15 protein-coding genes and 3 pseudogenes are annotated in these 19,791 nt (G+C 53.5%); 10 read left to right on the top strand and 8 right to left on the bottom strand.

Going from position 1 to position 19,791, the window contains the following annotated elements; all coding sequences use genetic code 11:
• From pheS to M7R55_RS01705, 9 genes and pseudogenes are all read left to right on the top strand, one after another.
• A pseudogene (gene pheS / locus M7R55_RS01745) lies at positions 1 to 571 on the top strand (phenylalanine--tRNA ligase subunit alpha); the annotation flags it as partial.
• A gap of 41 nt (positions 572 to 612) precedes the next feature.
• Entirely contained in the window at positions 613 to 3,012 is a 2,400-nt protein-coding gene (gene pheT, locus M7R55_RS01740; protein WP_298217931.1) for a phenylalanine--tRNA ligase subunit beta, read from the top strand.
• Between the two features lie 13 nt (positions 3,013 to 3,025).
• Positions 3,026 to 3,328: an integration host factor subunit alpha gene (locus tag M7R55_RS01735; protein WP_290677765.1), complete on the top strand. Its 303-nt coding sequence runs from the start codon at positions 3,026 to 3,028 to the stop codon at positions 3,326 to 3,328.
• Positions 3,306 to 3,569, top strand: a pseudogene (locus tag M7R55_RS01730) (MerR family transcriptional regulator); the annotation flags it as partial. The gene M7R55_RS01735 and the pseudogene M7R55_RS01730, both read left to right, overlap by 23 nt.
• An 817-nt stretch (positions 3,570 to 4,386) precedes the next feature.
• A complete protein-coding gene (locus M7R55_RS01725; protein WP_298217926.1) occupies positions 4,387 to 5,829 on the top strand; it encodes a circularly permuted type 2 ATP-grasp protein in 1,443 nt (480 codons plus the stop codon).
• 3 nt (positions 5,830 to 5,832) lie between these two features.
• Positions 5,833 to 6,834, top strand: coding sequence for an alpha-E domain-containing protein (locus M7R55_RS01720; protein WP_298217925.1), 1,002 nt, complete (start codon positions 5,833 to 5,835; stop codon positions 6,832 to 6,834).
• Between the two features lie 28 nt (positions 6,835 to 6,862).
• Positions 6,863 to 7,666 (top strand): proteasome-type protease, encoded by an 804-nt coding sequence (locus M7R55_RS01715; protein ID WP_298217923.1) that lies wholly within the window; start codon positions 6,863 to 6,865, stop codon positions 7,664 to 7,666.
• Positions 7,663 to 10,965 carry a DUF2126 domain-containing protein gene (locus M7R55_RS01710; protein ID WP_298217921.1) on the top strand — a complete coding sequence of 1,101 codons (3,303 nt, stop codon included), beginning with the start codon at positions 7,663 to 7,665 and terminating at the stop codon, positions 10,963 to 10,965. The genes M7R55_RS01715 and M7R55_RS01710 overlap by 4 nt, the downstream gene beginning before the upstream one ends.
• A 21-nt stretch (positions 10,966 to 10,986) precedes the next feature.
• A complete protein-coding gene (locus M7R55_RS01705; RefSeq protein ID WP_298217919.1) occupies positions 10,987 to 12,204 on the top strand; it encodes a hypothetical protein in 1,218 nt (405 codons plus the stop codon).
• Between the two features lie 211 nt (positions 12,205 to 12,415).
• Here the strand turns inward: M7R55_RS01705 and glp are convergent, their stop codons facing one another.
• The 6 genes from glp to M7R55_RS01675 form a co-directional block, all read right to left on the bottom strand.
• Positions 12,416 to 13,681 (bottom strand): gephyrin-like molybdotransferase Glp, encoded by a 1,266-nt coding sequence (gene glp / locus M7R55_RS01700; protein ID WP_298217916.1) that lies wholly within the window; start codon positions 13,679 to 13,681, stop codon positions 12,416 to 12,418.
• Entirely contained in the window at positions 13,678 to 14,337 is a 660-nt protein-coding gene (gene mobA, locus M7R55_RS01695) for a molybdenum cofactor guanylyltransferase MobA (RefSeq protein WP_298217935.1), read from the bottom strand. The genes glp and mobA overlap by 4 nt, the downstream gene beginning before the upstream one ends.
• A gap of 100 nt (positions 14,338 to 14,437) precedes the next feature.
• Complete coding sequence (locus M7R55_RS01690) at positions 14,438 to 15,331, bottom strand: fructosamine kinase family protein (protein WP_298217914.1); 894 nt, start codon at positions 15,329 to 15,331, stop codon at positions 14,438 to 14,440.
• 190 nt (positions 15,332 to 15,521) lie between these two features.
• Positions 15,522 to 15,830 (bottom strand): hypothetical protein, encoded by a 309-nt coding sequence (locus tag M7R55_RS01685; RefSeq protein WP_298217912.1) that lies wholly within the window; start codon positions 15,828 to 15,830, stop codon positions 15,522 to 15,524.
• 96 nt (positions 15,831 to 15,926) lie between these two features.
• Complete coding sequence (locus M7R55_RS01680; protein ID WP_298217911.1) at positions 15,927 to 16,700, bottom strand: SprT family zinc-dependent metalloprotease; 774 nt, start codon at positions 16,698 to 16,700, stop codon at positions 15,927 to 15,929.
• Positions 16,701 to 16,721: 21 nt separating this feature from the next.
• The gene (locus M7R55_RS01675; protein ID WP_298217933.1) at positions 16,722 to 18,239 is read right to left on the bottom strand and encodes a leucyl aminopeptidase; all 1,518 of its coding nucleotides are present in this window, start codon (positions 18,237 to 18,239) and stop codon (positions 16,722 to 16,724) included.
• A 139-nt stretch (positions 18,240 to 18,378) separates the two neighbouring features.
• Between M7R55_RS01675 and M7R55_RS01670 the strand changes: the two genes are divergently transcribed.
• Positions 18,379 to 18,666, top strand: a complete 288-nt coding sequence (locus M7R55_RS01670) for a hypothetical protein (RefSeq protein WP_298217910.1) — start codon at positions 18,379 to 18,381, stop codon at positions 18,664 to 18,666.
• 64 nt (positions 18,667 to 18,730) lie between these two features.
• Here M7R55_RS01670 and M7R55_RS01665 read toward each other — a convergent pair whose 3' ends face one another.
• On the bottom strand, positions 18,731 to 19,492 hold the full coding sequence (locus M7R55_RS01665) for a C40 family peptidase (protein WP_298217908.1): 762 nt from the start codon (positions 19,490 to 19,492) through the stop codon (positions 18,731 to 18,733).
• A pseudogene (locus tag M7R55_RS01660) lies at positions 19,401 to 19,791 on the bottom strand (23S rRNA (guanine(2445)-N(2))/(guanine(2069)-N(7))-methyltransferase); the annotation flags it as partial. The pseudogene M7R55_RS01660 and the gene M7R55_RS01665, both read right to left, overlap by 92 nt.

Here is a 19,791-nt window from a genome sequence, read left to right as displayed (position 1 = left end):
GGCTCGCGCCATGCACGATACCTTCTACTTCGATGCGGAACGTCTGCTGCGTACCCATACTTCGCCCGTTCAGATCCGCACGATGCAATCACAGACCCCGCCGCTCAAGATTCTGGCGCCGGGACGGGTATACCGTTGTGACTCGGACATGACGCACTCACCCATGTTCCACCAAATTGAAGTGCTGCATCTGGATTAAGACGTCACGTTCACCGATCTGCGTGCCACACTGGAACAGTTTCTGGGGGCGTTGTTTGAACAGGATGACTTGCCGATCCGACTACGTCCCTCTTTTTTCCCGTTCACGGAGCCCTCAGCCGAGGTAGACATCCAGTGTGTCCATTGCCGCGGCAAGGGTTGCCGGGTTTGCAAGAAAACAGGTTGGATCGAGGTGCTTGGCAGCGGTATGGTTCATCCCAATGTCTTGCGCGCCGTAGGTCTCAATCCGGCCAAAGTCAGTGGCTTTGCGATTGGCATGGGCGTGGAACGTCTGGCGATGCTGCGTTACGGTGTCGATGACTTGCGCTCATTCTTTGATAATGACCTGCGCTTCCTCGAACAATTCGTGTGATATGTCCGGTCTTTCTTTCAGCTTAAATACACGAGCTTCTTATGCGATTTTCTGAATCTTGGTTGCGCGAATGGATTAATCCGCCGGTTGATACGGCTACTCTGGCCCATCGTTTGACAATGGCAGGCCTTGAGGTCGACGCCATCGAGCCGGCGGCAGAATCGTTCAGCGGTGTTGTGGTTGCCGAGGTGCGTTCCGTTGAGCCGCATCCGGATGCGGACAAGCTCAAAATCACCCGCGTGACCGACGGTACCCATGAATACCAGATCGTTTGTGGCGCTGCCAATGTACGTGTGGGTATGCGTGTGCCATTGGCGACCCTGGGCGCCCAACTGCCGGGCGGACTGGTCATCAAATCAGCGAAATTGCGTGGTGTTCCCTCTGAAGGAATGCTGTGTAGCGCCAGCGAGTTGGGTATGCCCAGCGTTGTCGACGGGTTGTGGGAATTGCCTTCGGACGCACCATTGGGACAATCCATTCGCGACTGGCTGAATCTGGATGATTCCATCATCGAGTTGGGAATAACCCCCAACCGGGGTGATGCGCTTTCGATTTTGGGTGTTGCACGTGATTGTTCGGCATTGTTCGATCTGGATATCACACCGTGTGATCAATCCTCTGTCGCTCAGGTTACGTCGGAAGCCGTTCAGCCTGCTCGAATCGCCGTTCCCGATGATTGCCCGGTTTATTTGACCCAAGTTATCTGTGGTGTGTCTGCCGGTCGTAAAACGCCCATGTGGATGTCTGAACGTCTGCGTCGTGCCGGGATCAAGGTGATCGAGCCGATCGTGGACGTCTGCAACTACGTCATGCTCGAGTTGGGGCAACCCTTGCACGCCTTCGATCAGCAAAAACTGCAGGGTGGCTTGACCGTTCGGCGTGCACGTCCGGGTGAAACCATGGATGCGCTCAATCAGCAAAAGCTGGAAATGGATGCCGATTGCCTCGTGATCGCCGATGAAGCGGGTCCGGTCGCGCTGGCGGGGATCATCGGTGGTCTGGAGTCGGCCGTGTCTGCCGGAACGGTAAACATCGTCCTCGAGTCGGCTCACTTTACGCCCGAGACGATTGCTGGCCGTGCCCGGCGTCTGGGGCTAACTACTGATGCCGCTTTCCGGTTCGAGCGGGGCGTTGATCCGCTGCTACCGGCACGAGCCTTGTCGCGTGCCGCCACGCTGATTCATCAGATATGCGGCGGCCAGGTGGGTAATGCCAGTGCGGCTCAGGGAGCCAAGGCACCGCAGGTTCCTGCTGCTATCCAGTTGGATATGAGTTGGGCTGAGCGTCGTTTGGGCTTGGCTATTTTGCCAGAGCAAGCAAGGAAATTTCTCGTGCGCTTGGGTTGCATCGTTGAATTTCAGTCAGATACCGTATTGACAGTCACTCCGCCAAGTCATCGCTTCGATATGGTGATTCCTGAAGATCTGCTTGAGGAATTGGCGCGATTGCTCGGTTTTGACGCATTTCGTGCGCCAATGGGGCGTTCGCCTCTGACGATTGGTGTCCGACCGGAAACCGAGAACAGCATTGCTAAAGTTGCTGATTTCATGGCAAGCCGGGGTTACTTCGAAGCGATTTCGTACAGTTTCATTGATCCTGCCATCGCAGAACTTTTTACGTCCGCGCCTGGTATTGCACTCGCAAACCCGATTTCCAGCGAGATGGCCGTCATGCGTCAAAGCCTGTGGCCGGGATTGTTGCAGGCCGTGGCCTTCAATCAGAATCGTCAGCAGTCGCGTGTACGTTTGTTTGAAATGGGCAGAAGTTTCAAGGGTTCGCTTGATGATGTGCAGGAAATTGATCAACTCGCCGCGGTGATCGTGGGAGGGCGTTGGCCGGAGCAATGGGGCGAAAAAAGCACTCAGGCAGACTTCTTCGACCTCAAGGGCGATTGCGAGGCACTCCTGCTGCACCTCGGTTTCAGTCTTGATCCCTCGTCGGATCACGCGAACAACGTCAGCTTCCGGGCCGCTGCGCACCCGGCATTGCATCCCGGGCAAAGTGCAGAAATCCTGATTCATGACCATCCTTGCGGCTGGTTGGGCGCCATTCATCCTGACATAGCAGAAAAAATGGACGTCAATGGATCGGTTTTTGTCCTGGAACTCGATCTTCATTCCTTGCAATATCGGCATCTGCCGATGAACAAGCCACGCTCGCGGTTCCCGCAAGTCAGACGGGATCTGGCGCTCCTGAAGCCGGCCACCATGCCGATTGCAGAATTATTATCTCTGATCAGGAACGGCGGTCCGGCGAGTTTGCGCGAGGTTGGCGTCTTTGACCGGTACGTTGGTGCCGGTATTGAACCGGGGTTTGAAAGTGTCGCGGTCAAATTAATTTTCCAGGAATCCGAGCGCACACTGACGGATGATGAAATTGTCGGTATAATCAGCGACATACGCGCAAATCTTGCGCAGCATAATATTCAATTGCGCACCTAAGGGACAGCATTTCATGGCCTTAACCAAAGCAGATCTGGTCGAAAAACTCCACGCCGAACTTGGCTTGAATAAACGCGAAGCCAAGGATTTTGTTGATATTTTTTTCGAAGAACTCCGTGCCACGCTCGAATCGGGCGAGGAAATCAAACTTTCCGGTTTCGGTAATTTCCAGTTGCGCGATAAAAACGAACGCCCCGGCCGCAACCCACGCACGGGCGAGATGATTCCCGTATCGGCACGTCGTGTGGTGACCTTCCGTGCCGGGCAAAAACTGAAGGCCATGGTTGAGGCCTATGACGGCTCTGACGCATCCTGAATCGAGCCTGCCGCCGATTCCCAATAAGCGTTACTTCACGATTGGTGAAGTAGGCGGCTTGTGTGATGTCAAGTCACACGTGTTGAGGTATTGGGAACAGGAGTTTACTCAGCTCAAGCCGACCAAGCGTCGTGGCAACCGGCGTTACTATCAACGGCATGATATTGAGCTCATTCGACTGATACGCAGCCTTTTGTATGAGCAGGGGTTCACCATTGCTGGCGCTCGCCAGCAGCTCGCCCAGATTTTCAAGCAGCCATCTGGCAAGACAGCCATGGATCAGGAGCATGATTTGCGCTCTGATATTGCCCCTGTCGTGGTGCTTGCCGCTGAATCCCTCGATTTGACGAAACATGTTCAGACTATCCCGGTGATGGATGAACATGCCGTTGAGTTGACTTATCTTTCCCCTTTGAGCCCTGATTCAGATGTTTCTTCGCTCACGCAGATTCGTCAGGCGCTGGAGCAGATTTCACGGAATATCGATCCTTTTTTGTAACAGGCGTTCCTCTATCCGTTGATCACAAGGAAGTTTTGAATAGTTCCATCATTAAATGTTCAGAGGTCTAAAATCAAAAAAATGAGATTTTTGATTATTTTTCGTGAACATTCACTTACGTGATCGTTTTTGGTTGCATATCACGGTGCCGCACGGAACCTCTGATTTAATCAGAGGTTCCCAATGCAACTTTCGATCAATCCTATTTCATGGTCACATTTTGGTGCGCCTATATGGACTGCTGTTCACTTTTAAGTGACATGGAAGCTTCCTTAAAAAAATTCCCGCTCTCTAATGGATTCGATGTGATTTATTGTTTTTAAGTGAATCTTGACTAGTTCTGGTTACGAACTTTGATCTGTTTTTTGCCATAAAGTAGTGCATTTCATGTTATTTGGAGTTCTTAAATGGTGCGTTGAGCCTATTCTTCATCTCCTTGTTCTTGTGTAAAACCTATTTTAATCAAATTGTTGTTTTTTTAGTTTAAATTGGCGTATCTCTTGCTGTCTGTGCTTTAAGAAGCGAATTCCGTCAGTGGAAAATTTACCGTGAGCAATCAATGGAAACCATGAAAGACCCGATTTATCTGTATAGCGGTTTTGATGAGATGTATGGCTTCGACGGTCAGGTGGCACGTCCTCAATACGCTGAGGTTGTTCGTCAGTTGACTTCTTTACCTACCGAGGTGCTCGTACACAAACAGCGTGATGCGGAACTGTTGTTCCGTCGAATGGGGATTACGTTCGCTGTCTATGGGGCGAATTCTTCTGAAGAACGGCTGATTCCGTTCGATGTGGTGCCGCGTGTGTTTAGTGCCGCTGAGTGGCGGCGATTGGAACTCGGTCTCAAACAGCGTGTTCGTGCGCTGAATATGTTCTTACATGATATCTACCATGATCAGGAGATCATCAAGGCGGGTGTCATTCCGGCGTCTCAAGTGCTGGGTAACAGTATGTACTGTGCTGCGATGCAGGGAGTTGATCTGCCGAATCAAGTCTATGCCCAGATTGCAGGCATTGATTTGGTCCGGGTAGCTGAAAACGATTTTTACGTATTGGAAGACAACCTGCGCACCCCTTCGGGTGTCTCCTACATGCTTGAAAACCGCAATACCATGATGCGGTTGTTCCCGAATATGTTTACCCAGCGTACGATCCAGCCGGTTGCGCATTATCCGCAGCTCTTGCTTGAAACACTGCGTGAGTCATCGCCCACGCACGTTGATAACCCTGTGATCGTCGTCCTGACACCGGGCCCCTATAACAGTGCCTATTTCGAACATGCGTTTCTGGCGAGCCAGATGGGTGTTGAGCTGGTTGAAGGCAAGGATCTGTTCGTCAGCAACTACAAGGTGTACATGCGAACCACACAAGGGGCGCAGCAAGTACATGTGATCTATCGTCGTTTAGACGATGATTATCTCGATCCTTTGGCTTTTCGCCCGGATTCGGTCCTGGGTGTACCGGGTCTGTTTGATGCGTACCGGCATGGATCCGTCTCTCTGACTAATGGTGTAGGTACAGGGATTGCCGATGACAAATCCACGTACCTGTTCGTTCCAGAAATGATCGAGTTCTATCTGGGCGAGAAACCATTACTCTCCAATGTGCCTACCTGGCGTCTCGATAGCCCCGATGATCTAAAATACGTGCTTGAACATTTGTCGGAGCTGGTCGTCAAGGAAGTGCAAGGTTCCGGCGGCTACGGCATGTTGGTCGGGCCGACGAGTTCGAAGAAGGAAATCACGGCGTACCGGTCGCGCATTCTGGAAAATCCGGCCGGATTCATTGCACAACCGACACTCGCGCTTTCCACTTGTCCGACCATGGTTGAAAGCGGGATAGCGCCACGGCATGTGGATTTGCGCCCCTTCATCTTGTCCGGCAAGGAAATCCGCCTGGCGCCGGGCGGGTTGACGCGAGTAGCTCTAACAGAGGGTTCTTTAGTGGTGAATTCGTCACAGGGTGGCGGAACAAAAGATACCTGGGTATTGGAGGACTGAATCATGACCATGCTTTCACGCACAGCCGATCACCTATTCTGGATGGCTCGATATATCGAACGGGCAGAAAATACCGCACGGGTGCTGGACGTAGCAACGCGCACATCGCTGTTACCGGATGGCGAGGAGGGGGCAGACGCCCGACTGTGGTATGCACCGCTTAACATCTGCGGATCGGCTGAAGGTTATGAAGAAAAACATGGTCTGGCCGTTCAGGCGAATGTCACAAATTACATGACGCTGGACCCGGCAAACCCATCCAGTATCTATAACAGTCTCATGGAAGCGCGTGAAAATGCGCGTGCCGTTCGTGGCGCGATTACCTCCGAAATGTGGGAAATCATCAACAGCATGTGGCTGGATTTGAAGCGAATGCTGCCCTCGCTTAACAAAACGAATCCAGAGGGTTTTTTTGACTGGGTAAAGGAACGTTCGCACCTGTTCCGTGGTGTTACGCTGGGCACGATGCTCAAGGACGATGCCCTTAATTTCATTCGGTTGGGCACGTTTCTTGAGCGTGCGGATAATACGGCGCGTATTCTCGATGTGAAATATCACATCCTGTTGCCCAGTGTGCAGGATGTGGGTGGTGCCGCCGATTATTACCAATGGGGTTCTCTGCTCGGCTCGGTCAGTGCGCAAGAAGCCTATCGGAAAATCTACCGGGACAGCATCAAGCCGCTGCGTGTTGCCGAATTACTGATTTTGCGGGCCGATATGCCCCGCTCCTTGCATGCCTGCCTTAATGAGGTTGATGCCACATTGGGGTTGATCAATGGCCCGACCGGTGCAGAAGCACGCCGTCTGGCAGGTGAGTTGCACGCCTCGTTGCACTATGGCCTTATCGAAGATATTTTCGCCCACGGTCTGCATGAGTTTCTTACCGAGTTTCTCGCCAGAACGCATGAGTTGAGTAGTGAAATTCACGAAGCCTTTCTCTCACTCAGGGATGATAAGCAGCCGGATGGAATCCGGCCCGATCGATTCCAATTGCAAGTACAATGAGGATCCGTTTATCCGTGGTTTTTTCATCATGACTTATTGTGTTGCGCTCAAACTCAACGCTGGGTTGGTCTTTGCCTCTGATTCGCGCACGAATGCAGGGATCGATCAGATTTCCAGCTTCAAGAAAATGCGCAGCTTCGTGAACCGGGGCGACCGCGTCATTGTTATATTGAGCTCCGGCAATCTGTCGATTACGCAAAATTCCATCAACCAGTTGGAAATACAGGGCCGCAGTCCTGAGCAACTGAATATCTGGAATGCGACATCCATGTTCGATGTAGCCTCATTATTGGGTGGCTGTTTGCGCCATGTGCAGAACACAGACCGTCCTTTCCTGATGGCGGGTAATATCGATGTCAGCGCCAACTTCATTGTCGGGGGTCAAATTGCCGGTGAACCGCCACGTTTGTTCCTGGTGTATTCCGAGGGCAATTTCATCGAGGCGACCGATAACACGCCGTTCTTCCAGATTGGCGAAATCAAGTACGGCAAACCGATCATCGACCGGATCATCAATCCGCAAACCACTCTGAATCGAGCGATCAAATGCCTGCTGGTTTCTTTTGATTCCACCATGCGCAGCAATGTCTCCGTGGGAATGCCTATCGACATGGCTTGCTATGTGACCAATAGCCTGTCGCTGGACAACATCAAGCAGTTGCAGGAAGGTGACCCCTATTTCTCCTCTATCAGTTCCAATTGGAGTGAAGGGCTGAAAAGCGTTTTTGCCCAGCTGCCCAACCCGGAGTGGGTCTGTCCGGTGCCGGATTCACAGACAGATCAACCGCCGGCTGACAGTAAATTATTGAACACAGGGATACCGCCCATATGACCATCCGCGTTGCGCTACACCACAAAAGCCGATATCTGTTCGATCGGTCCGTTGTTCTTTCACCGCATGAGATCCGCCTACGCCCGGCCGCCCATTGCCGTACCCCGATTTTGGGCTATTCCCTTCATGTACTGCCCGGAAAGCACTTCGTCAACTGGCAGCAAGATGTTTATGGAAACTTTGTCGCCCGCCTGACCTTCACCGAGCCGACCGTCGCACTGGAAGTGACGGTCGATTTGATTGTCGACATGACGGTCATCAACCCCTTCGATTTCTTTGTAGAGCCTTGGGCCGAACACTATCCCTTCGCCTATCCCGATGTGATGAAGGCGGAATTGACACCATTTCTCGAGGCGGCACCTCTCGATAAGCACTTCAGGAAATGGTTGGCGCAATTCACCCAGGATATGCCCAAGGACTTGACCATCAATGATTTCTTGGTTCGTCTCAATCAAAAGGTTCAAAGCAGTGTGTCCTACCTGATCCGGATGGAGCCTGGGGTGCAAACACCCGAAGAAACCCTCTCCATAGGGTCAGGTTCCTGCCGTGATAGCGCATGGCTTCTGGTTCAGGCCTTGCGACACTTGGGTGTTGCAGCGCGCTTTGTTTCTGGCTATCTGATTCAGTTGGTGGCCGATCAGCCATCCCTCGATGGCCCAAGTGGCCCGACGTCGGACTTCACAGATCTGCACGCCTGGTGCGAAGCCTATATACCTGGTGCCGGGTGGATCGGTCTGGATGCGACCTCCGGTCTTCTGGCCGGTGAGGGTCACATTCCATTGGCAGCCACGGCTCAACCCATATCAGCGGCACCGATCACCGGCATGACGAGCGTATGTGAATCCGAGTTGATCGTTGACATGAGTGTCACCCGCATCCATGAAGATCCGCGCGTCACTAAACCTTATACGGAAGCCCAATGGCAGGCGATACAGGGCCTTGGCTACTGGGTTGACTCCGAACTGCAAGCAAACGATGTGCGCCTTACCCAAGGCGGCGAACCGACCTTCGTCTCCATCGATAACATGGACGGGCCGGAGTGGAATACCGATGCACTGGGCGAGCAGAAGTGGTTGCTCGCTCAGGATCTGATGTCCCGCCTGAGCCGGCAGTTTGCTCAGGGCGGGTTACGTTATTACGGTCAGGGGAAATGGTATCCCGGCGAGCCCCTGCCACGCTGGGCGCTCAGTGTGTACTGGCGTGCCGATGGTGTGCCCGTCTGGCACGATCCTGAGTTGATCGCAGAGAATCCGAAGCCGGATGCGACACCCATTCCCAAAGCACGGGCGTATCACTTTGCTCATCTACTCGCATCGCGCCTACAGCTTTCGACCGATTATGTGATTGCGGCTTATGAAGATCCATTGCTGGCGTTATCCATGGAATCAGCATTACCGGTCAATCTCGACCCTATGAAAATCGACCTCAAGGATGCGGGTAAGCGCGGGCAGGTTTCGCGTAAGCTGCGATCAGGATTGGGGGATGTTGTCGGGTATGTTCTGCCGCTGAAGGCGCTGGATTCCAATAAAACCCAATGGGTATCCAGTCTGTGGCCCTTGCGTACCGAACGCCTCTACTTGTTGGGCGGTGATTCGCCTCTTGGCTTGAGACTGCCGCTCGATAGCCTGCCCTGGGTTCACCCCAAAGCGCAACCGATCGATTTTCCGGTTGATCCATTTGCCACCCGCCAGGTGCTGGGTGATTATCCGCGCACGCCAGCCTCGCTCAAACTCAGCCCTACCGAGCCACCGCCTGCACAGGTCAACCCGGAAGAAGTTATTCATACCGCGTTGACGCTGGAAGTTCGGGACGGCGTCCTGTATGTCTTCATGCCGCCGATTAATTCGTTAGAAGCTTGGCTCGAGCTGGTTGCTGCCATCGAATACTGTGCGAAAACGCTGAAACAGCCGGTACGAATCGAGGGTTATACCCCCCCTCGGGATCCGCGTTTGCAGTCGCTCTCTGTTACGCCGGATCCCGGCGTCATCGAGGTCAATATTCATCCAGCCAGTGACTGGTCGACGCTCGAGCAGAACATGCACTTCCTGTATGAATCGGCGCGTCTTGCTCGTCTGGGGGCCGAGAAGTTCATGCTCGATGGTCGGCATACGGGAACAGGCGGCGGCAATCATGTGACTCTGGGTGGCGCCACCCCTGCCGATAGTCCGTTCCTGCGACGCCCGGACTTGCTGAAGAGTCTTTTGACGTACTGGCAACAACATCCTGCGCTGTCTTATCTGTTTTCCGGTCAGTTCATCGGCCCGACGAGTCAGGCGCCCCGTGTGGACGAAGCCCGCGACGACACCTTGGGCGAGTTGGAAATTGCCTTCCAGCAGCTTGATCTTATGTTTCCAGCAGGTACGGAATCTGCTCAACCGTGGTTGATCGATCGGCTGTTGCGTCATTTGCTGGTCGATTTGACCGGCAATACGCATCGTGCCGAATTCTGTATCGACAAGCTCTACTCACCGGATTCCTCCACGGGTCGCCTGGGTTTGCTCGAGTTGCGTGCTTTCGAAATGCCGCCGCACGAGCGTATGAACCTCGTGCAATCGCTGTTGTTGCGTGCGCTCGTGGCGCGTTTCTGGAAAACGCCGTTGCATGGCCGTCTCGTCGATTGGGGGACTTCACTGCACGATCGCTTCATGCTGCCGCATTTCATCGAACAGGATATGCGTGATATCTGCACCGACTTGCGAGAATCCGGCTATACATTTGACGATGCGTGGTTCGTACCGTTCCTCGAATTCCGCTTCCCTCGATATGGCAGCGTGACCTACGACGGCGTGATCATTGAAATTCGCCAAGCCATCGAGCCCTGGCACGTGTTGGGTGAAGAAATGGCAGCCGGTGGCACAGCGAGGTATGTCGATTCGTCCATTGAGCGGGTGCAGATCAAGGTGCAGAACCTGATCGGTAAACGTCATTACGTGACCTGCAATGGGCGGCGGGTGCCGCTGCACCCCACGGGGATACCGGGTGAGTTCGTCGCGGGTGTTCGTTTCAAAGCCTGGGCTCCGTACTCGGCGCTCCATCCGACCATTGGTGTGCAGGCTCCGTTGCGGTTCGATCTCGTCGATGGCTGGAATGATCGGGCGCTTGGCGGCTGCACCTATCATGTGAGTCATCCCGGTGGCCGAAGTTACGACACTTTTCCGATCAATGCCCTGGAAGCGGAATCTAGGCGGCGGTCGCGTTTCTGGGATCATGGTCACACGCCGGGTCAGTTTACGGCACCACCTGAACCGATCAATCCCCGTTTTCCACTCACGCTCGATTTGCGTTGGCAGCCCAGTTAACTTATTCCATCGGAGGCAATCATGTTCGATTCCAACAGTTTCAAGCGTTTTGGCGACAAGCAAAATTCGGCCTTTTTCGAAGAGTATCTGTTTCGCGTACTCGCCGAGCGCGACCGCTGTGGGCTGACCGACATGATCGGTGACATCGAAGCCTTGCTGATTGCTGTCGAACCCGGAAAGTCGCTGGAATATATTGCCGAATTGGCGCTGATGACGCCATACCACTATCTGGTCACCCTGGATGGCCCCAAACACATGACGCATGTGCTGCGGATCGATATGAACTCGCCGGACATCCTCCTGCGAGAAATCAAGGACCCGGATTACACCGATCTGTTCCGCAGCCTGAACGACCAGTATCCGATCGGAGCGCGGCGACCGCACAGCCGCTATCTCGGCGAGATTCTGGGGGTCACCGACCGTCTGGACGTGGTGGCCATGCAACAGGAGCGGGAGTTCCGCTTCTTGACTATGGGGCAGTTGACCGAACTCGACTTGCCGCTGAATTTCAGCGTATCCAAACCGTCGCCCTATACTCAGAACGTAGTCGGTTACATGGAGCGACCCTTCGATGGTATCCGGGTATACCAGCATGGCATCTCGACGATCATGGCGGATGCTCAAGCGGCCTATGAGCGCGGCAAGATCATGCAGGAACACATCGGCATCAAGAACCTGCTCTTGCCGATCGACCATTTGGCTACCCGCGTGTACAGCCAGAACCGTGAAGCGGCGCTGCTTGAGTACCTCGCGCTTTCCAGTTATTACTACTGGGGCAGTTACGACATCAAGGATCAGAATTCATCGACCAACGTCACCAAGAACGTGCGCGGCCACCCGGAGTCCATGTCGCCAGCGAAGGTATTTACGGCGAATAATCTGCCGTACTGTGTGAATCACCTCGATAAGCTTCCCAGTCCGACGGAATCCTTTGTGCGTAATTACGGCCCGCGCCTGCATCATATGGCGCTTACTGTCACCGATGGGCAGACCAATGGCGTCGAAAATATCGATTTTGTCGTCAGTGCCATTGCGTCCCAAGGCAAGCGTTTCCTGCTCGATACGGTCGGATCCCGTGAAGAAGGACTCAAACAGATTTTCTCTTCCGCTTCGGACTTCTCCTCGCTGATCATCGAGTATGTTCAGCGCTTCGATGGCTTCCAGGGCTTCTTTGCACGCGACAATGTTGCGCATCTGACGTTTGCCGCCGGTTTGGAAGAGGGCGTACAGGCCAAATAAATCAACGAAGTGATACCTTCGAGTCTTAGTTGCGTTCTAGAGGGCGCCTCGAAAGATTGTTCGAGGTGCTCTAATGTTTCTAGTGCATTCGCCGGGGTGATAATCGGTTTCAGATACGCAAAAATCCATGATTCGGCGTGCTGATTCTATTCGTTTAGGACTAAAAGACATATTCCGAAGCTAAAAAACATTGGGTCTCAACGATCAAGATTCAATTCATCCATGAAAAGGGTATGAATTCGATTAGATCACCCGCCTGAATAGTTTGTTGTTCTCGCAGTACGGCGATTCCATTGGCCCACGTGGTTGAAATCAGCGCACTGGAACCTTGATTCGGGTAGAGCATGACGTGGCTAAGCGGATCGGCGGGATCAATACGGGCACGGAGAAATTCGCGATGGGGTTTTGGTTTTAGCCGATCGAATCCAGCCGGTAGACGCAGCGAGAGCGGCTGGTGTGCGACAACACCTTGCGCTTTCAACAGGAAGGGTTGAGCCAGCAACGCGAAGTTGAGGAAAGCCGAAACAGGATTGCCCGGCAGTCCCAGAACCGGAATACATTCCTCGCCAATCTGACCGAAGGTAAAGGGTTTGCCCGGTCGCATGTTGATACGCCAGATATGTACTTTGCCCAACGACCGAATGGCCGCCCGGATGTGGTCTTCTTCGCCTACCGATACTCCACCAGTCGTAATGATAACATCTGCGATTTCAGCAGCAGCGAAGAGGGCTTCCCGGGTAGCGGACAAGGTATCGGCAAGTCGCTCAACACTGATCGCCAACATGCCCAGCGCTTCCACCTGAGCTGGAATCAGGAAACGGTTGGCGTTGTATATGCACCCGGGGCTCAACGGTTGGCCCGGGTCGACCAACTCATCCCCGCTACACAGGACTGCAACCCTCAGTGGCTGGAATACAGTCAGTCGATCAATACCGGCCGAAGCGGCGAGTGCGATATCCTGCGGCTGCAGACGTCGACCACGTTCAAGCAGCAGTTGTCCTTCTTCCAGATCGCTTCCGGTGGCTTTGACGTCTTCGCCGACAATGGGTTTTTGCGTAAAGCAGACCAGATCACCAGACAGATAGCTCGCTTCCTGTGCGATAACGGCATTTGCATGGGGAGGGAGGGCAGCGCCGGTGAAGATTCGAGCCGTTGTACCCCCTGTGAGAGGAGGTGCAACTTGACCTGCGGCAATACGAGAACTGACCGGGAGACAGGTTTCTCCCTCCGCGCACAGATCCTCGGTATTCACAGCATAGCCATCCAATGCGCTTACCGGGCAAGGGGGGACGGCACAGGGCGCCAAGACCGGGTGGGCCAATACCTTGCCTAGACACGCCGCCAAAGTCAGGGTCTGTTCACGGTCGTGATCCTGATTTTGTCGAGACAAATTGGCGAAACCAAGCAAGTGCGTGATGGCCTGATCAAAGTCCAATACGGGTTCGGCTTCATCACCACGATCTGGGTAATTGCTCATGGTTCCATCGGCCCTGTTACCACTTGATCGCTTTGGAATAAGCGCTCAGTAGCAAGTTGTTCCGGGGTGTTGAAGTTGATGAAGGCGTCCGGCTGATCTGAAAAGTCGACCCTTGCCGCCCGTACATCCTGCAACCATTGCCCCAGTTTGAATTCACCGTTCGCCAGTGCACGAGTCAGTGAAGACTGAAGACTGGTATGTAACAGGCTGAATGTTGGATGGATTCGTGTGCCATCCCAGACGACGGCGGCTGGCAAGTTGGCGTCGGTGGCTGCTCTAAGCAGTCTTTTCGCCAAGTCCTGCGGTAGCAAAGGACTGTCGCAGGGTGCAATGAGCAGCCAGCAATCGTGCTTGGGATGCAGGCGGTGGAAAAATGACACGGCTGCATTGATGCCTGCCATTGGACCCTGACTGGTCATCGGATCTTGATCGTGGATGACTTCGAGTCCGTACTCACCGTAATTATCTAGTTCCCGGTTGGCATTGATGACCAGTCTGTCGACCTGCGGGGCGAGTCTGTCAATAGCATGCCCCAGAAGTGTTTTCCCATGGAAAGGCAGCAATCCCTTCTCACAGCCACCCATGCGCAGTCCTCGTCCACCAGCGAGAACGACTCCGATAATCCGTGGAGGTTGAGTGCTTTCACAGTGCTGCATTAATGCCATGTTCAGGCGATCACCTTGGCTGTGGCCATGGACATTGCATCTCAGGATTTCTGCCCAGCCGTTGCCTCTGATCTGCGTCTGAATTCATGTACTAGCTCACTTCTGCCAAAAGTTGTCGAATCATCCGTTCAGCCTGTTGTCCGTAGCCACCACCAAACAGGTTGAAATGGTTGAGTATGTGATACAGGTTATACAGGTTTCTACGTTGCGCGTAACCAACATCCAGCGGCCAGACCGATTCGTAGGCTTGTCGTGCCCGGTGCGAGAAACCACCGAACAGTTCCGTCATGGCAATTTCGGCTTCGCGATCGGCGTAGTAAACGGCGGGATCAAACAATACCGGGGTGCCATCGTGAAGAAACCCGTGGTTTCCGCCCCATAAGTCACCGTGGATGAGCGATGGGGTGGGACGGTAATCGGTGAAAAATAGATTGAGTTTGTCCATCAATCGGTAACCCGCCTCGCGTGTAGCAGCAGGGAGACCTCGAGATTCAGCCCAGTCCAATTGCGGTTTGAGTCTGTGGTTTGCAAAGAAATCCGGCCAATTCCTTTCCCAGACGTTGCGCTGCGGCGAGGCGCCGATGAAGTTGTCCTGATTGAGGCCAAAGGCATGTGCGCCTTGTCTGTGCAGTGTGGCGATCTGCTCACCTAAGGCTTCTTCTGCTCGGCTTCCGCTTGAATTGGAGGATATATCCAGCCACTCCATCAGCAAGAATGCCTGTTGATCGATTACACCAGTAAATGCGTCATTCGGGACGCTAATATGGGGTGCCAGCAAATTGAGTCCATCTACTTCGGCTGAGAAATTGGCGGCGGAATCAAGCGTATTGATTTTGAGGAATAAATGCCCCTTATCTGTTTGCAGGCATACAGCGTGATGAATACAGCCACCACCTACTGTGTGCATCGAGATCAGTTGCCGACCGGCGTAGGGATGTGTGGCCGGGATGTGCTCAAGTAGATGCTGGATGGTGCGGTCAGACATTTTCAATTGCTGCCTGCCCCCGTTCATACCAATTTCAGAACGTTTCGTTCGATCATCATGTTCAAACAATTCCGGCCGTGTTTCTCTTCGCAGATACAATTTGAGCTCAGGCTGGAGATTATCACAGCAGATTTATCCAGAGGTACCCCGAAAAACCTTTCAAGGTTCTCATAGGTCAAAATCGCTCAGATCAATGACCTCGGCCCCCCATGCCGCCACGACTCATACTGCCACTTCCATAACGATACTGTTGCTGGATTCCAGTGCCCTTGCCCTGAGACTGCCTGTTCATGCTTCTGGATTCGTGTTCATTCCGGTTGTTCAGACGCTCGAAATCGGCAGCATTCGGCGCCTGACGTTGCTGTGACTGAACCTGCTCTTGGTTCATGGTGTGTACGGTTGACTGGGTGGGAGTCAGGGTATCGGCCCATGTTTGGGATGAGAGGGCAGCAATGCCAATCAGAATACTGCCGATTAATGTTGTTTTGGTGGCGCGCATCTTGTTTCTCCTTCGTTTATGGAAGGGGCAGTGTGCCGCCAAGTCATTGCGAGGCTATTGCCGAACTGTTACCAACTGTTACCACAGGATTCAATTTTAAACGTCGGATATACCTCTATATTTCAAATGGGTATGCCATCTTTGCCAATCCGGCATGAATTGGTCCATGAGGGTATAAAACCGGGCGTTATGGTGCCGTTCGTGGAGATGAACGAGTTCGTGCACAAGGACCATATCGATGCAGCCTGCCGGCATATGTATGAGTTCGAGATTCAGCCAGATTCGTTTATCGCGGATATTGCAGCTGCCCCAGCGAGTCTTCATCTGTTTGATCCCGATGAAATTGATCCCGACACCGATTTTTTCGCACCAATGCGGCAAACGAGTCGTGAGATAGTCCTGAAGCGTGACCCTTAACTGTTGCGTGATCGCCTCGTGCAGTTGGGTTTGACTCAAGGCATTTGCACGCGTAAAGACCTGTACCGTTCCATTGTCGATCAGCGTCTGATTCCGTTTGGAATTGGGATGAACACTGATGAGGTGATCCTGATCGAACAGGCGAATGGTTGAACCGTCTGAGATCGCATCAGAACGGAGTTGAAGGGCTCTTTGCGATTTGATCTGGGTTTGCTTTTGGAGAATCCAGTCCTGCTTTTCCAGCAGAATCCGGTGGATCAGAGGTAAGGCGATATGGTGGGGCGCGCTAACCTGTAGTAGTGCATCCGCGCGCCCGATGCTTAGATACACGCCTTTGATCGCCTTGCGGGTAAGCTTGAACGCCATGCCAGTCTCTGGCAGAAGTTCGTCGGTGATTACCACCTTGGGCCGCGTCTGCACGTTCGGCGGACGCCTCCGACCCAGACCGAACATGCTTGATTCCTGGCGCCTTAATTATTTGATTTGGCTCTGGGCGTTGGCTCTGGCCCGCTTGAGCAGGAATTCGCTAAGCAAAGCTACCGGCCTACCGGTGGCGCCCTTGTTATCGCCTGTTACCCAGGCCGTACCGGCGATGTCGAGGTGTGCCCAACGGTAGTCCTTGGTGAAGCGGGAGAGGAAAGCGGCGGCTGTGAGTGCACCGCCTTCGCGACCGCCGATATTCGCCATATCGGCAAAGTTGCTCTTGAGCTGCGGTTGGTAGTCATCCCATAAAGGCAGTTCCCACACCCGGTCATTACTGATTTCACCGGCCTTGGTGATTTCCTGGGCCAGGGCGCGGGTGTTGCTGAACAATCCACTCGGCACACGACCCAGCGCAATGACACAGGCGCCGGTCAGGGTCGCCATGTCGATGACGACATCGGGTTTGAAGCGTTTGGCATAGGTGAGCGCGTCGCACAGAATCAGTCGGCCTTCAGCATCGGTATTCAACACCTCGATTGTCTGACCGGACATGCTCTTGATGATGTCGCCCGGTTTCAATGCGTTGCCGTCGGGCATGTTTTCGACCGTGGGCACCAAACCCACGACATTGATCGGCAGCTTCAATTCCGCCACGATCGAGATCAAACCGATGACAGCCGCAGCGCCGGCCATGTCGTATTTCATCTGATCCATATCGAGACCAGGCTTGAGCGAGATGCCGCCTGTGTCGAACGTTACCCCTTTACCAACCAGTACGATGGGTTCTTCGTCATCACGACCGCCCATGTGCTCCATGATGATGAATTTGGGTGCTTCCACACTGCCCTTGGCGACTGCGAGCAGGGCATTCATTCCCAAGGCTTCCATGCGGGACTGATCCAACACTTCAACAGCAAGATGCGGATGGGTTTCCATCAACTTGCGGGCCTGATCGGCAAGCGCCGTTGGTGTGCAGAGGTTCGGCGGGAGGTTGGCCAGATTCTTGGTGAGGTGAATCCCCGAGCTGATGGCCATGGCTTCGCGCACGTGGTTTTCCGCTTCAAGCAGGCCGCGACGACTGGGTGTGATGAAGGTGACCTTGCGCAGCGGGCGGCGTGGTCCCGGTTCCGGCGTCGATTTGAACTGGTCGAAGCGGTAAACGGCGGCATCAATGGCCAGTACGCTTTGGCGGAGAATCTGTTCGAATTCGACACCTTTGATGTCGATGTCGGTCAGGTGGCTGACGCACTCGGTCGTGCCACGATAGTGCAATGCCTTGACGGCCGCGGTAGTGGCCTTGTTCAGGGCATTGAGGTCAAATTCACGCTCTTTGCCCAGCCCGACCAGCAAGACGCGTTCGGCCTGAATGTTCGGTACGCCATGGATCAGCAACGTGTCGCCCAGTTCACCTTCCATGTCCCCACGACGGGTAATGGCACTGAGGTGGCCATCGCTGGCCTTGTCGATGGTCTCTGCCGCATCTGATAATTTTCTGGCTTCAAAAACGCCGACAATCAGGCAGGAAGATCGCTGTTTTTCCGGTGCGCCACTTTTGACTGAAAATTCCAACACGGCAAAGCTCCTGTAAACTGAGGGTGGAAACGTCGATTCTATCAGATTGAGCCGCTCTATCGTGGTATCGTGAACGAAACCGGCGGTAGAACTGTCACAGACATACCCTTTATAGATTTTGAGCAGGAAAACGGTCATGAATCCACAACAAGACGATCCCAGGGAAGAATTCGAGCCGGGCGTGGAAAACCCGCATCGCTTTGAACCTAAATATGCCAAATCGGGTATCGGGCAGTTTTCTAAGGTTCTTATCGTGGTGGGGGCTATCATGACCACCATCGGTGTGATTGGCGGCTTCAGTGCCATGTTCCTGATGAAGGACGGCAGCCACTCGGTGTTTCTCGATCTCTTGATGCTGGCACCGCTCGGTTTTCTGATGGCGTTTACCGGCATTACCGGTTGGGTCATCAGTGGTGGGAAGTAAGTTTGCTTTTATTAAGGTGCAAACAGAGTGTCCACAAGACAGCGAAAAAATCGAGTACCCGGTTCTATTGAGCGTTCAGCGCATTTAGATCGGCAGTATCGAATTTTCGCGCACCCGGAACGCGCCCGGCTCCTACAAAGTGTTTACGCCAATAAGCGGTGTTCAGCTGCGCAAAGGTAACTTGCTCCCCCTTTCTGGGTGCATGGATGAACCGATTGTCACCAATATAAATCCCGACATGATCAATCTTGCGACTACGGATCTTGAAGAACAGCAGATCACCAGGTTTTAGATCCGAACGTGCAATACGTTGGGTGAACGCGTACTGGTCGCGTGAAGTCCGGGGGATGTCGATGTCCGCCTTCCCGTAAACGAAACGGGTCAGCCCGCTGCAGTCAAAACCTTGTGTCTGCGATTTTCCGCCCCATTGATATGCTGTGCCGAGCTGGCTGATTGCCTGCAGAATGGCCTGTGTCGCAGCCGTTCGTACACCGTTTGGATCATCGATGGCCTTGATCGGTTCCGAAGGGAGTTTAGGGCTTAACGAGCTGTTTTTGAAACTGTAATTATCATCTTCGCTTTGGGTCACGGTATTAACCCAACCCGAGTCGTTGCGCGCGTGATTGCCGTCATCATTCGGGAGCGTAGTACAGCCACCCATGCCGAAAGCAGCAGAAACAACCAACCCAAGAGTGGGCAACAAATGCTTCCGTGTGTTCGTACCATCCATCGCGTTACGCGTCGTCACGGTGTCGAATTTCGAAGACACTGCGTCGATTCGGCGTGCGGGCAAAGTCACTTGGCAATGTTTTTCTTGATAAGTCATTGATTCTGAATTCGTCCAGCAATATAGGTGACAATGTAAAGCCTTTTAGATTATTTGAAAAGATTAAATTGCCATCGTCAGTTAATAGGTGCATACAACTGCGCACGATGAATTCTTGGTCTCGTTGAATATCCAGGGTGTCCTGCATGGCTTTTGAATTGGAGAATGTCGGCGGGTCACAGAAAATGACATCGAATCGTTCGGGTTGATAGATGGTATTGCTGCGCTGTTCGAGCCAGTCGAGCACATCGGCGCGAATCAGGCTGTGTTCCGTGCCCACCTTGAGATTGTTCAATGCA

Origin of the sequence: Halothiobacillus sp., assembly GCF_027346185.1 — a bacterium.
In the GTDB taxonomy this organism is placed as follows: domain Bacteria; phylum Pseudomonadota; class Gammaproteobacteria; order Halothiobacillales; family Halothiobacillaceae; genus Halothiobacillus.
Note: the sequence above shows the minus strand (reverse complement) of the source record. Positions and strands in the feature narration are given on the sequence as shown.